The following is a 13,338-nucleotide window of genomic DNA, read 5'->3' on the forward strand; positions in this document are numbered from 1 at the left end:
CTTCCACCTGCGAGTACAAGGGAGTACCGCCCGTGCCCGGTGAGAATCTTTCCCGCGACGAGGCCCAGGAGAGGGCCGCGCTGTTGTCCGTCGACGGGTACGAGGTCTTTCTCGACCTGCGCTCCGCGATCGGCGAGAGCGACCAGGAGCCGCGCACGTTCCGCTCCGTCACCACCCTGCGCTTCCGCTGCGCCGACCCCGGCGCCACGAGCTTCGCCGACCTGATCGCCCCGAGCGTCACGGCACTCTCCCTGAACGGCAAGGATCTGGACCCGTCAGAGGTCTTCGACGGCACCCGGATCACGCTGGAGGACCTGGCCGCGGAGAACGAGCTGGTGGTGGACGCCCAGTGCGCCTACAGCCGCACCGGCGAGGGCATGCACCGCTTCGTCGACCCGGAGGACGGCGAGGTCTACCTCTACACGCAGTACGAGCCCGCGGACTCGCGCCGCGTCTTCGCCAACTTCGAGCAGCCCGACCTGAAGGCGCCCTTCCGTTTCGAGGTGCAGGCACCAGAGGGATGGAACGTCTGGTCGAACGGCGCCGGTGAACCGGTCGACGGCGTATGGAAGTTCGCCGAGACGAAGCCGATCTCGACGTACATCACGGCGGTCGTGGCGGGTCCCTATCACTACGTGACGGACTCCTACAGCCGCACCTTCGACGACGGCACGACGCTGCACGTCCCGCTCGGCGCGATGTGCAGGAAGGGCCTGGCGAAGCACTTCGACGCGGACGACGTCTTCCTGGTCACCAAGCAGGGCCTCGACTTCTTCCACGACAACTTCGACTACCCCTACCCCTTCGGCAAGTACGACCAGGCCTTCGTCCCGGAGTACAACCTGGGCGCGATGGAGAACCCCGGCCTCGTGACCTTCCGCGAGGAGTTCATCTTCCGCGGCAAGGTGACCCAGGCGTCGTACGAGCGCCGGGCCAACGTCATCCTGCACGAGATGGCGCACATGTGGTTCGGCGACCTGGTCACCATGCGCTGGTGGGACGACCTGTGGCTCAAGGAGTCCTTCGCCGACTTCATGGGCGCCTTCTCGATGACCGAGGCGACGCGCTTCACCAACGGCTGGATCACCTTCGCCAACAACCGCAAGGCGTGGGCCTACCGCGCCGACCAGCTGCCCTCCACGCACCCGGTCACGGCCGACATCCGTGACCTGGAGGACGCCAAGCTGAACTTCGACGGGATCACGTACGCCAAGGGCGCCAGCGTCCTGAAGCAGCTCGTGGCCTACGCCGGACGTGACGCGTTCCTCGAAGGCGCCCGGCGCTACTTCAAGCGGCACGCGTACGGGAACACCCGGCTCGGTGACCTGCTCTCGGTCCTGGAGGAGACCTCGGGGCGCGACATGGCGTCCTGGTCGCAGTCCTGGCTGCAGACGGCGGGGGTCAACTCCCTCACCCCGCAGGTGATCCTGAACGCGGAGGGCCGGATCACCGAGCTCTCCGTGCTCCAGGAGGCCGCCGAGTCGCACCCCGAACTGCGTCCGCACCGCGTGGCGGTGGGCCTGTACCGCCGCACGCCCGAGGGCGAGCTGACGCGGTACGCACGCGCGGAGCTCGACGTCGAGGGACCGCGCACGGTGGTCTCCGAGCTGGCCGGCGAGGAGGCCCCGGACCTCGTCCTGGTCAACGACGACGACCTGACGTACTGCAAGATCCGCTTCGACGAGAACTCCCTCGACACGCTGCGGGCGCACCTGGGTGACATCACCGACCCGCTCGCGCGCGCACTGTGCTGGTCCGCGCTGTGGAACCTCACGCGGGACGCGCTGATGCCCGCGCGGGACTTCATCGGCCTCGTGCTGCGGTTCGCGGGGCGCGAGAGCGACATCGGGGTGCTGCAGATGCTGCACACCTGGGCGGACTCGGCCCTCACCTTCTACGCGGCCCCCGAGTGGCGCGAGGAGGGCGGGCGCGCGCTCGCCGAGGGCGCGCTTCGGGAGCTGCGGATCGCGGAGCCCGGAAGCCAGAACCAGCTGACGTGGGCGAGGTTCTTCGCCGCGGTGGCCTCGTCCGCGGCCGATCTCCAGCTGCTGCAGGGCCTCCTCGAAGGGACGGCGAAGATCGACGGCCTGGACGTCGACCAGGAGCTGCGCTGGTCCTTCCTCGGCCCGCTGGCCGCGCACGGCGTCGCCGACGAGCGGGTGCTCGCCGCCGAGCTGGTCCGGGACGACACGGCTTCGGGCAAGCGGCATCAGGTGCGCTGCCTGGCGGCGCGGCCCTCCGAGGCGGTCAAGGCGCAGGCGTGGGCCTCCGTGGTGGAGTCCGACTCCCTGTCGAACGCGCTGGCGGGGGCGACGATCTCGGGCTTCGCGCAGTCCTCGCAGCGGGAGCTGACCGCTCCGTACGCGCCCCGGTACTTCGCGGCGATCGAGCGGGTGTGGGCCGAGCGGTCCATCCAGATCGGGATGGACGTGGTGCGGGGTCTCTTCCCGCACCTCCAGGACGATCAGGGGACGCTGGACGCGACGGATCTGTGGCTCGCGTCGCACGAGTCGGCCGCGCCCGCCCTGCGGCGGCTCGTGCTGGAGGCCCGGGACGATCTGGCGCGGTCGCTGCGGGCACAGGGCTGCGACGCGGCTGCCGCTTCCTAGGCCGACCCGGTGCGCCGCCCGCCGCGGGGCGGGCGGCGCACCGGAACGTACCAAACACAAACGGACCTTTTCGGCAGTCGAACGTCTGGACTTTAGTGCGGGGTTGTCCGGTTATGTCGACGGGCGTGTAACAGCGGTTAGGGGGCGGATCAGCAGCGGGAATGGCCCGGTCATGAACCACAACACCCCGCTCTCCCCCCGCCCCCTCCGTCACCTCGCCGACGTCCAGCGCCGCGTGATGAGCACCGCCCAGCTCCGCGCCCACGGCATCTCCCCCGCCGATGTCGCCGCCCACTGCCGCCCGGAAGGCCCTTGGCAGCAACTGCTCCCGGGGGTCTGCCTGTTGCACCCGGGCCCGCCGACCAGTGAAGAGCGTCTGCACGGCGCCCTGTTGTTCGCCGGGCGGCCGCCGGCCAAGGCCGCCAGGACGGTGCCCGCCCAGCCCGGCGCCGGCGAGCCCCACGCCCCGTACGCCGACGCCCTGATCACCGGGCTCGCGGCGCTCGCCCTGCACCGCTTCTCGTCGGCTCCCCCGCTGCTCTCCCTGGACCGCATCGACGTCCTGATCCCGCGCACCCGGCGGCTGCGCTCCACCGGCTTCACCCGCCTCGTGCGGACCCCGGCCCTGCCGACCGCCGTACAGATCGGCGGAGTTCCGGTGGCCCCGGTGCCGCGCGCGCTCGCCGACGCCGTGGCGGGACTCACCGAGGCGGCCGCCGTGCGCAGACTGCTCACCGAGGCGGTGCGCGGCGGGCACTGCGAACCGGCGGCCGTCGTCCGGGAGTTGAACCAGGCGAAGCTGCTCACCCGGCCGCACGTCGTGGACGCGGTGGACTCGCTCCTCGCCGAGGGCCGGGCCATCGCAGAGGACCGGCTGTACCAGATGGTGACTGAGCACGCCCTGCCCGATCCGCTGTGGAACGTGGACCTGCGATTGCCCGGCGGACCACACCTCGGGGGCGTCGACGCCTATTGGCCGGATCTGGCCGTCGCCGTCGAACTGGACACGCGGGCGCCCCGGCAGGGGTTCCGGCAGGACGACGACGCCCTGTGGTCCGAATACGCCCGCAAGCGCGAGCACTTGGAGCGGCTCGGCATCACCGTCGTGCACCTGACGCCGAAGAAGCTGCGTGAGTCGCTGGAGCAGCAGGCGACCGTCGTACGGACCGCGTTGATGGCGTCAGGTGATCGTGACCCGGCGGCGTATGTGGTCGTGCTGCCGCGATAGCCGCCGCAGCAGGGGGGGCGGGACCCGCACGCCGGGCCCCGCCGGCCACGTCACTTGCCGCAGAACTCCGCGTCACGGATCGCGAACAGGTCCCCGTCCAGGCTGTTGAAGTTCGCCGAGAGCGCGTGACCGCCGCCTTCGGTCACCAGCGTCATCGACGTCGAGCCCTGGATGTCGCCCCCGTTGCCCCAGAGCACGGTGCCGCAGGGAGTCTCACGGCTCACCAGGCCGAGCCCGTACCCGTCGCCGTCGGGATCGTTCTCGTCCCGCGGAACGGTCGTCTTCATCTCGGCGAGCTGCTTCTTCGGCAGCAGCCTGCCGCGCAGCAGGGCCGTGTAGAAGCGGTTCAGGTCGTCCGCGTCGGAGATCATCCCGCCCGACGACCCCGCCATGGTCGGATTGAGCTCCGTCACGTCGTGGAACCTGGCGTCCGGGGCCTTCGACAGCTTCATGTACGCCCGCGAACTGGGTTCCGGCATCGAGGAGTCCGTCTTCGGCACGCTGGTGGCGTCCAGGCCGAGCGGCTCGATGATGCGGCGCTTGATCTCGTGCGCGTACGACTTCCCGGTCACCTTCTTGATGATCATGCCGGCGAGGATGTAGTTGGTGTTGGAGTAGTTCCAGCCCTCGCCGGGGTCGAAGTCCGGCTCGTGGCGCATGGCGATGGCGACCTGCTGTCCGGGGGTCCAGGTGTCGTAGCGGTGCGCCAGGAACTTCTCGGTGAACATCTTCTCCTGGTAGCCGGGGTCGGTCAGGACGTCGTAGATGCCGCTCGTGTGGTTGAGCAGTTGACGCACCGTGATGGTGTCGCCGTCGTGGCCGTTGCCCTCGACCACGCCCGGCAGCCACCGGCCCACCTTGTCGTCGAGGCTCAGCTCCCCCTCGGCCTCCAACTGGAGCAGCACCGTCGACACGAAGGTCTTGGTGATGCTGCCCACGCGGTAGCGGTCGTGGGCGCCGCGCGGGCTCTGCCGTCGGAGGTCGCCGATGCCCGCGGCCGAGTCCCAGGTCCCGTGCTTGTCCCCGACCTGCGCGGTCACGCCGGGGGCGGTCTCGTTGACCGCCGCTTCCATCGCCTTCTGCGTCGCCCGGTGCCGGTCGCCGTGGCCGCCGCCGTGCTGCCCGCTGCCGGGCGCCCCGGCGAGGGCGGGTGCCGCGAACGCCCCCGCGGCGACGGCCATGGCCACCCCCGCTGCCACGCCCGTAAGCCCTCTCCTGCGTGCTGCTGACATGTCTCCCCCATCTGTTCACGGCTCTGATCAAGCCGTTCGGACGGCCGGAGGGACTCGCGGGCCGGGTGGGGAGGTTGACCGACGCACGCGGGTTGAGCTGGTTTCAGCCCTTCTTGAGGATGAGTTCCGTGTTCCGGTCGCCCGGGTCGCCGCCCAGTGCGGGCTTGGCACCAGGGGCGTTGAAGGACAGCTCGCGGTAGAGCGCGGCGAGGCCGGTCTGGGAGAGGTCGGCGTAATCCGTGCGGTGCGGGGCCGACGACTCGATGAGGGTGGTGAAGAGGGAGATCGTGCCGTCGTGGTTGTCGCTCAGCTCCACGACGCGGGCCAGCTGCGGGAAATCGATGTGCGAGGCCGTGGAGATCTCCCAGAAGGAGCCGTCCGGGGTCTGGCGCGCCGTGATGTCGTTCTTGTGGCTATGTCCGTTGACCCAGGCCAGGACGGAACGGTGGCGGGCGAGCAGGGCGATGATCTCGTCGCCGCCGTGCCTGCCCTCGCGCGGGCGCGCCGGGTCCTGGCGCAGATTGCGCATGGTCCGGCTGGTGTGGTGGCTGAAGACGATGACGTACGACCCGCCGCCGTCCTTCTCCTCGTTCGCCTTCAACTCACGTTCGAGCCAGTCCATCTGCGATGTGCCGAGCGAGCCTTCGTAATGGCCGCCGGGGTCCGTCGAGTCCAGGCTGATGCCGAGTACGTCGTCGCTGATGCGGAAGGAGTAGTACTGCGTTCCCGCGTCGAGGTTCTCCTGCGTGTAACCGTGCCCGGCGGGACCGTGGCCCTTGTACGCCGGGTCGAGATGGGCCTTGACGTACTCGGCTGGGGTGAAGGGCGCGCGGCTCTCGTCCGGGGTGACCGAGCGCATCCGGCGCGCCTCGCTCTTCAGGAGCTCCTTGAACTGCGCGCCCTTGGGGTCGCGGCCCTTCTTGACGGCCTTCCACAGGGCGGCGCCGCGCGGCTCGTCGAGCGACATCAACTTCCGCCCGCCGACGGCGAATTCGGAGAAGTACGAGTCGCCGGGGCCCCAGCAGCCGCCGGGCAGCGCGTCGTGGTTGCCGACGGTCGAGTACCAAGGGAGCCCGAGGCCGGGGCTGTTGACCTCGCGGAGCGCGGCTTCGAGGAAGCCGTCGACGCGCGGGAAGCCGAGGGCCTTGTCGGAGTCGCGGAGGTCGTCGTCCGGGTGCCAGTACAGCTTCAGGCCGCTGTCCTGGACGCCCTCGTAGCGGCGCGGGTCACCGGTGTTGGGGTTGATGCGTCCGCCGCTCATGGTCTTGAGGAACCAGTCGAGTTCGGAGCGGGAGTTGTTGTCGGTGTTGTCGCCCGTCGTGACCACGCAGTGCAGCGGCGATCCGGTGGCGGGCGCGCCGCGCAGCGCGTTGACCCGCTCGACGAGCGCGACCGCGCCGGCCACCGAGAGGGCCTCCTGGGGGCGCCAGGCGCTCGCCGTCTGGGCGCGCAGATACTCGTACCGCAGCGGATGCTGTACGTCGACCAGGTGCAGGTCGGTGAACTGGACGAACGCGGCGAGCGGGGTGCGCCGGCCCTCGCGGCCGTTCTTGGCGGCGGCCAGATCACCGCGGACCACACGGTCCCAGGCGGGGCCGTCGCCGAGCCGCCGGTAGCCGGAGACGCCGCGGGGCGTGGCGACGGCGCCCAGGGTGGTGCCGCCCCGGTAGGGCGCCAGGGGTGCGGCGGGCGCCTGCCGGGAGAGTGCGACGGGGGCGGGTCTGCTGGGGGCGGCATGGCTGGTGCCGGGCCGCAGGGCGTAGCCGATGCCCGCGGAGAGGGAGACGGCTCCGGTGGTCGCCAGGAAGGCCCGGCGGTCCACGGCGGACAGGGCGTTGTGGGCGGCGGTCTGGGCGGCGGTGGCCACGGTGCGTGTGCGCGACATGGCGCGGTCTCCCCGGTTGCGAACGCGTCGGCAGTGGTCGCGGGAGCTGCGCACCAGGCGAATTTCCCGCTCGTACTGGATCGTTGGCATCGGGGATGACCTGCACGTTAACGAGACCGCAACGGGCAACGCCGATCACCGTACGTGGATCAGCGGGCACCCTCCGCGGTCACGCACCCCTCTCCGGGGCGAGAGGAGGCGGTCACTCCACGTTCATCTTCCGGGGAAGGGGAGGCGCTGCGGAGTCTCAGGAGGGCGCCGCCAGGTGTCCGTCGGCGGGCCGGGTCCGCCACAGGTCGAGCCCGATGTCGACGAGGCCGACCCGGTCGAGACCGGCGACGGCGTCGAGCGCGTGCCAGGCCGCGAGATCGGTGGAGCCGTCCTGCTCGTGGCGCAGCTCGCCGCCGGTGATCCGCGCCTCGTAGACGATCCGCAGGCCGTGGAAGTCGGCGACGGCTCCGAGCTTGCGGGGGTAGCGGCGGCGCAGCGAGTCGACGCCGAGCAGTGCGCGGGGCTCGATGACGTACCCCGTCTCCTCGTCGGCCTCGCGGATCACCGTGTCGTACGGGTCCTCCCCGTGGTCCATCCCGCCGCCGGGCAGCGTCCAGCGCTTGCTGCCGTCGCCCGCCACCCAGCGAGCGAGGAGCAGCTGCCCGTCCTGCACGCATACGGCGTAGGCCGCCACCCGGAGCTCTTTGTGCACAGAGTGACGCTAGTCCCCTTGGGTGGGATTGGCAGGGGAGTACTCCGGAGTGGTCCAGCTCCAGGGGCTCGCGCCGAGGGTCTCCACCGCCTCGGTGAGGGTGAAGCGGAGCGTGCGGGACCCGTCGTCGGCGTGGGTGGTGCGGGCCGTGCCCGTGAGCTGGAGCGTGGTGCCGGTCGTCCAGTCGAGGAAGAGGAGGCCGGCGCGGGGGTCGGCGGTGAGGTTGCCGAGGGTCAGGAACATGGCGTTGCCGGGATAGTCCCGCCAGGTGAGTTCGGTGGGCGAGAGGACTCGGACGAAGCCGGGGTTGCCGCCGCGGTGGCTGGCGTCGGCGCCGTGCGGGTGGACGCTGGCGATGAAGAAGGTGTCGGCGGCGGCGACGAGGGCGCGCTGCTCCGGGGTGAGTGCCGCGCCTCGGGTGGGAGCTTCGGGTCCGGCCGCGCGCCTGCCGGGCAACGGCTCCCGCTTCTGGAGGTACTTGGGGCAGTTCGAGAAGACCTGGTCGGCCTCGATCGCCAGGCCGCGCGCCGTCGGGCGGGCCCGGCCGTTCAGGCGCATGCGGCGCCGGGTGCGCGGGTCGAGGGCGATGGTGCCCACGGGGGTTGCTTCCAGGGTGAGGGCCGCCGCGAGCGGGTCGGCGGCGCCGGGGCCGCCCGCGATCGACATCTGCCGCGGTCCCGTGGCCCGCACGAACCCGGGGGCGCCGGTGAGCAGCGAGGCCCACACGGCGCCCGCCGGGTCCGCCCCGCCGATCACCAGCATGGGCTGCAGCTCCAGAAAGGCGGCGGCGACGGGCCGGATGCCGTCACCTATGGACCGGCCCACGTGGTCGGCCAGTTCCCGCACGCCGACGAGGTCCTGAACGGCGCGGGAGCCCTGGTGATAGGGGGCGTTCGGGGTCATGACACTCCTGCCGGGTGAGCGCTCGAAGGGGCACGGGGGGAACGACGCCCGAAGGGGCGCGGGGAACTGCGCGACCAGCCGGGGACAGCCCGCAGACGACCACACTCCGCCGCGCAGCGGGCGGGTCAGGTCCTAGAAGAACCCGCAGGTAGGCGCATCCGCCACCGGAGCCGACCCCGAGGCGCCCACGCCGGAAAAAATCTCCAGGCGGGTGCCGTCCGGGTCGTGGAAGAAGATGCCGCCGGACGCGGCGCCCTCGCCGTGCGGCACGACTCCCTCGTAGGCGAACTCCACGCCGTACGCACGCAGGGCCCGCTCGTGCTCGCGGACCTGGTCGGCGGTCTCGACCTCGATCGCCAGGTGGTGCAGCCCGGCATTTCCCGCCGCGTACGCCGCGTCGGCCTGCTGCCAGAGCGTGAGCGCGAGGGTTCCGTCCTGCCCCAGGAAGGCGTACCTGCGGCCCTCCTCCTTGCCCTCGCCGAGCACGCCGTAGCCGATGACGTCGCGGTAGAAGGCGAGCGAGCGCTCGATGTCCGTGACGTTCAGACCGACGTGGCCGGTGCGCAGCGTGCTGGTCGCGGTCATGACTCTCCCCTTGTCGACGGTGGCCCGCCCCACGCGGGCTAACCGTTGAGTGTGACGTTAGTGGTTAGACTCGGAAGCGTCAACCGGTCACGTACCCTTTACTGGTTAGCTTCGAAGGGAGTCACCATGACCGCCACGCCCCGCGACCCCCGCCCGCTCGTCGGCGAGCCGCTCTCCCTCGACCTGCTCAACACCCGGTGGATGGCGGACGGCGCACGCCAGGACCTGCTGACCGACACCGAGGGACTTGCCCTCTGGCTCGGGGCCAACGGACTCGACCGGTTCGGCGCGGACGAGGCCACACTGCGGAACGTGGTGCGGGCGCGCGACGCGATCTCCGCCGTCGTGGACGGACCGGACGCCGCCGCGGGGATCACCCGCGTCAACAAGATCCTCGGGCACGGCCGGATCCGGGCGACCCTGTCCGCCGAAGGCCCTGGCGAGGAGCCCGAGTTCAAGGACCAGGCCTGGGGCGCCGCCTGGCTGGCGGCACGGGACTATCTGACGCTGCTGGCCACCGCGCCGGACCGGATCAGGCCCTGCGCCCACGACGCGTGCATCCTGCACTTCTTCGACACGTCACGGAACGGCACGCGCCGCTGGTGCTCCATGGCCGCCTGCGGCAACCGGGCGAAGGCCTCGCGCCACTACGCGCGCGGCCGCGAGGCCTAGGGTCCCGGGGAAAATCACCCGCTATGTCGCCGATGGCGCATGGCGGGATTGCGTCACGCGACGATCGTGGCCCGACAACTCTCCCCAAACAGCTGTCACTTACGTAAAGCTGAGCGGTCATCCGGTTCCGGATTCCGGACCTTTTCGACCTTTACGTACAGGGATGCTGATGCACAGATCCAGTGCTAGACGCACGACCCGTCTCGCGATAGCCGTCGGCCTGACCGCCGCGCTCTCCGCCGCCGGGCCCATACCCATGGCCCTCGCGGCCGACGGGGGCCCCGGCGATCCCGGGGGCCAGACCACCCCCAAGTCCGCCGCGAAGAAGCTGGGTTCGGCCGACGCCGACCTCCTCGCCGAAGCGCAGGCGGAGGGCGAGAAGACCGTCACGATGATGGTCGCCACCGCGCCGGGCGCCACCGAGCAGGTCGCCGACCAGCTCGACGCCGTCAAGGGCGGCTCCGTCGGCCGGACGTACGACAAGCTCGGCTACGTACGCGCCACCGTGCCCACCGGCAAGGCCGAGGCCGCCATCGAGGCGGCGGGCAAGCTGTCGTCCGTGCAGGGCATCGACCTGCGGCACGAGATCGAACTGGACGACCCGACACCCGCCGCGGACCGCGCCAAGGGCGCGAAGAAGGCGGCCGAGGGGACGTACGCCGGGCCCGGCAGGAACACCCCGGCGAAGAACCCGTACAACCCGTCCTCCGAGACGGGCGCCGTCGACTTCGTGAAGAAGCACCCGAAGGCGGACGGCCGCGGCACCACCATCGGCATCCTGGACTCCGGCGTCGACCTCGGCCACCCGGCGCTCCAGAAGACCACCACGGGCGAGCGGAAGATCACCGACTGGGTGACCGCGACCGACCCGATCGTGGACGCCGACGGCACCTGGCGCCGGATGACCAACCCCGTCACGGGCCCCGTCTTCACCTGGGACAGCGAGACGTGGAAGGCCCCCGCGGGCACCTTCCAGGTCAACCGCTTCCGCGAGTCGGCCACCACCGGCGGCGACGCCAAGGGCGACATCAACCGCGACGGCGACACCACCGACAGCTGGGGCGTCCTGTACGACCCGGCCGCCGGCACCGTGCGGGTCGACCTGAACGACAACAACGACTTCACCGACGACGAGACGATGAAGCCGTACAAGGACGGCCACCAGGTCGCCTACTTCGGCAAGGACGACCCGGCGACCGACGTCGTCGAGCGCGTCCCCTTCGTCGTCGAGATCCGCAAGGACGTCCCGACCGACCCGTACGGCGGCGACTGGGTCGGCAAGAAGGCCGACTTCGTCAACATCGGCGTCATCGAGTCCGAGCACGGCACGCACGTCGCGGGCATCACCGCGGCCAACGGCCTGTTCGGCGGCAAGATGAACGGCGCGGCGCCCGGCGCCAAGCTGGTCTCCTCGCGCGCCTGCACCTGGAGCGGCGGCTGCACGAACGTCGCGCTCACCGAGGGCATGATCGACCTCGTGACGAAGCGCGGCGTCGACATCGTGAACATGTCGATCGGCGGCCTCCCCGCGCTGAACGACGGCAACAACGCGCGCGCCGCGCTCTACACGCGCCTCATCGACACCTACGGCGTGCAGCTGGTGATCTCCGCGGGCAACTCGGGCCCCGGCGCGAACACCATCGGCGACCCCAGCCTCGCGGACAAGGTCATCTCCGTCGGCGCTGCCATCTCCAAGGAGACCTGGGCCGCCAACTACGGCTCCGCCGTGGAGAAGAAGTACGCGATGATGCCGTTCTCCTCGCGCGGCCCGCGTGAGGACGGCGGCTTCGCGCCGATCATCTCGGCGCCCGGCTCGGCCATCAACACCACGCAGACCTGGCTGCCGGGCTCCCCGGTCGCCGAGGCCGGCTACCAACTGCCCGCCGGTTACTCGATGTTGCAGGGTACGTCGATGGCGTCCCCGCAGGCCGCGGGCGCGTCCGCGCTGCTGCTCTCCGCCGCGAAGCGGGAGAAGGTCGACCTCACCCCGGCGAAGCTGCGCACCGCCCTCACCTCCACCGCGGACCGCATCAGCGGCGAGCAGGCGTACGCGCAGGGCACCGGCCTGATCAACGTGGTCGACGCCTGGAACGCCATCGAGGACGACGCGAAGGCGCACACGTACACGGTGAGTGCCCCGGTCGACACCGCTCTGGAGCAGGAGCTCAAGAAGCCCGGCACCGGCATCTACGACCGCGAGGGCGGTCTGAAGACCGGCCAGAAGCGGACGTACGACGTCACGATCACCCGCACCTCGGGCCCGGACCGCGGTGTCCGCCACGAGCTCGACCTCGTCAACAACCACGAGGGCACCTTCAAGCTGCTCGGCAAGGGCGCGGTGACGCTGCCCCTGAACAAGCCGGTCACCGTCAAGGTGCAGGCGAAGGCCAAGTCCGCCGGTCTGCACAGCGCGATCCTGACCGTCGACGACGAGCGCGCCGAGGGCATCGACCAGCAGATCATGTCGACGGTCGTCGTCTCGAAGCCGCTCGCCAAGCCCGCGTACACCTTCTCGGCGTCCGACTCCGTGCAGCGCAACAGCACCGAGTCGTACTTCGTGACGGTCCCCAAGGGCGCCAAGTCCCTGGAGGTGGCGCTCGGCGGCCTGAAGGACAAGAGCCAGACGCGGTTCATCGCGGTGCACCCGTACGGCGTCCCGGTAGACTCGACGTCGTCGCTGACGTGCTACGCCAACTACGACAACCCGGCCAACACCTGCCGCCCCGACCTGCGTTCGTACCCCGAGCCGCAGCCGGGCGTGTGGGAGATCGAGGTCGAGTCGCGCAGGACGTCCCCGCTCCTGGACAACCCCTACAAGCTGGACGTCTCCACGCTGGGTGTCGCCTTCGACCCCGCCGTGCAGACGGTTCCGGAGGCGAAGGTCGGTACTCCGGCGCCCGTCTCCTGGAAGGTCACCAACGACTTCGCCGCGGTGGACGGCAAGTTGAAGGGCGGCCCGCTCGGCTCCGCGAAGGCGGCCAAGCCGTCGATCAAGCAGGGTGAGACGCAGACGACGACCGTGGTCGTGCCCGAGGGCGCGGAGCGGCTCGACGTCGCCATCGGCTCGCCCGCGGACACCGCCGCCGACCTCGACCTGTCGGTCTCCAAGGACGGGGCGGTCGTCGGTTCGTCGGCGGACGGCGACTCCGAGGAGTCGGTCAGCATCAACAAGCCCGCGGCGGGCACGTACGAGATCGAGGTGGCCGGCTACTCGATCCCGTCCGGCACCACCGCGTACGACTACCGTGACGTCTTCTTCTCGGGCGCGCTCGGCTCGGTGAAGGTCGACGAGTCGGCGCCGGTGAAGCTGGCGAACGGCGCCTCGGCGCAGGTCTCCGCCGAGGTCGCGGCGGACGCACCCGCGGCCGAGGGGCGTCAGCTGTTCGGCGAGGTGTCCCTCCTGAACGGGCGCGGCACGGTGGCGGGCACCGGCAGCGTGCTGATCGAGAAGGTCACCCCGTAGCGGTCCCCTTCCTGCCGAGAACGTCGGCCGGGCCGGAGGTATCCGGCCCGGCCGACGT

Annotated in this window: 9 protein-coding genes; 4 read left to right on the forward strand and 5 right to left on the reverse strand. The window is 70.9% G+C overall.

Annotated elements, in window-relative coordinates:
• Positions 1-32: 32 nt before the first annotated feature.
• Both pepN and ACWD02_RS02730 read left to right on the forward strand, forming a co-directional pair.
• Positions 33-2,609, forward strand: a complete 2,577-nt coding sequence (gene pepN / locus ACWD02_RS02725) for an aminopeptidase N (protein WP_451203701.1) — start codon at positions 33-35, stop codon at positions 2,607-2,609.
• Between the two features lie 172 nt (positions 2,610-2,781).
• Positions 2,782-3,837, forward strand: coding sequence for a hypothetical protein (locus ACWD02_RS02730; protein ID WP_451203703.1), 1,056 nt, complete (start codon positions 2,782-2,784; stop codon positions 3,835-3,837).
• A 50-nt stretch (positions 3,838-3,887) separates the two neighbouring features.
• Here the strand turns inward: ACWD02_RS02730 and ACWD02_RS02735 are convergent, their stop codons facing one another.
• The 5 genes from ACWD02_RS02735 to ACWD02_RS02755 form a co-directional block, all read right to left on the reverse strand.
• Positions 3,888-5,036: a serine hydrolase domain-containing protein gene (locus ACWD02_RS02735; RefSeq protein ID WP_451203705.1), complete on the reverse strand. Its 1,149-nt coding sequence runs from the start codon at positions 5,034-5,036 to the stop codon at positions 3,888-3,890.
• Between the two features lie 136 nt (positions 5,037-5,172).
• Positions 5,173-6,954, reverse strand: coding sequence for a TIGR03767 family metallophosphoesterase (locus ACWD02_RS02740; protein WP_451203707.1), 1,782 nt, complete (start codon positions 6,952-6,954; stop codon positions 5,173-5,175).
• A 247-nt stretch (positions 6,955-7,201) separates the two neighbouring features.
• Entirely contained in the window at positions 7,202-7,657 is a 456-nt protein-coding gene (locus ACWD02_RS02745; RefSeq protein WP_451203709.1) for an NUDIX hydrolase, read from the reverse strand.
• Between the two features lie 9 nt (positions 7,658-7,666).
• The gene (locus ACWD02_RS02750) at positions 7,667-8,560 is read right to left on the reverse strand and encodes a pyridoxamine 5'-phosphate oxidase family protein (RefSeq protein WP_451203711.1); all 894 of its coding nucleotides are present in this window, start codon (positions 8,558-8,560) and stop codon (positions 7,667-7,669) included.
• A 132-nt stretch (positions 8,561-8,692) separates the two neighbouring features.
• A complete protein-coding gene (locus ACWD02_RS02755) occupies positions 8,693-9,145 on the reverse strand; it encodes a VOC family protein (protein ID WP_451203713.1) in 453 nt (150 codons plus the stop codon).
• A 126-nt stretch (positions 9,146-9,271) separates the two neighbouring features.
• Between ACWD02_RS02755 and ACWD02_RS02760 the strand changes: the two genes are divergently transcribed.
• The gene (locus ACWD02_RS02760; protein ID WP_451203715.1) at positions 9,272-9,817 is read left to right on the forward strand and encodes a CGNR zinc finger domain-containing protein; all 546 of its coding nucleotides are present in this window, start codon (positions 9,272-9,274) and stop codon (positions 9,815-9,817) included.
• Between the two features lie 163 nt (positions 9,818-9,980).
• Positions 9,981-13,280 carry a S8 family serine peptidase gene (locus ACWD02_RS02765; RefSeq protein ID WP_451203717.1) on the forward strand — a complete coding sequence of 1,100 codons (3,300 nt, stop codon included), beginning with the start codon at positions 9,981-9,983 and terminating at the stop codon, positions 13,278-13,280.
• Positions 13,281-13,338 lie beyond the last annotated feature (58 nt).

Source organism: Streptomyces sp. NPDC002853, from assembly GCF_053591915.1.

Bases quoted from the DNA above. Each gene is read 5' to 3' on its own strand.
- ACWD02_RS02740 (WP_451203707.1), bottom strand. From the start codon at position 6,954: ATGTCGCGCACACGCACCGTGGCCACCGCCGCCCAGACCGCCGCCCAC.
- ACWD02_RS02755 (WP_451203713.1), bottom strand. From the start codon at position 9,145: ATGACCGCGACCAGCACGCTGCGCACCGGCCACGTCGGTCTGAACGTC.
- ACWD02_RS02730 (WP_451203703.1), top strand. From the start codon at position 2,782: ATGAACCACAACACCCCGCTCTCCCCCCGCCCCCTCCGTCACCTCGCC.
- ACWD02_RS02760 (WP_451203715.1), top strand. From the start codon at position 9,272: ATGACCGCCACGCCCCGCGACCCCCGCCCGCTCGTCGGCGAGCCGCTC.
- ACWD02_RS02750 (WP_451203711.1), bottom strand. From the start codon at position 8,560: ATGACCCCGAACGCCCCCTATCACCAGGGCTCCCGCGCCGTTCAGGAC.
- ACWD02_RS02765 (WP_451203717.1), top strand. From the start codon at position 9,981: ATGCTGATGCACAGATCCAGTGCTAGACGCACGACCCGTCTCGCGATA.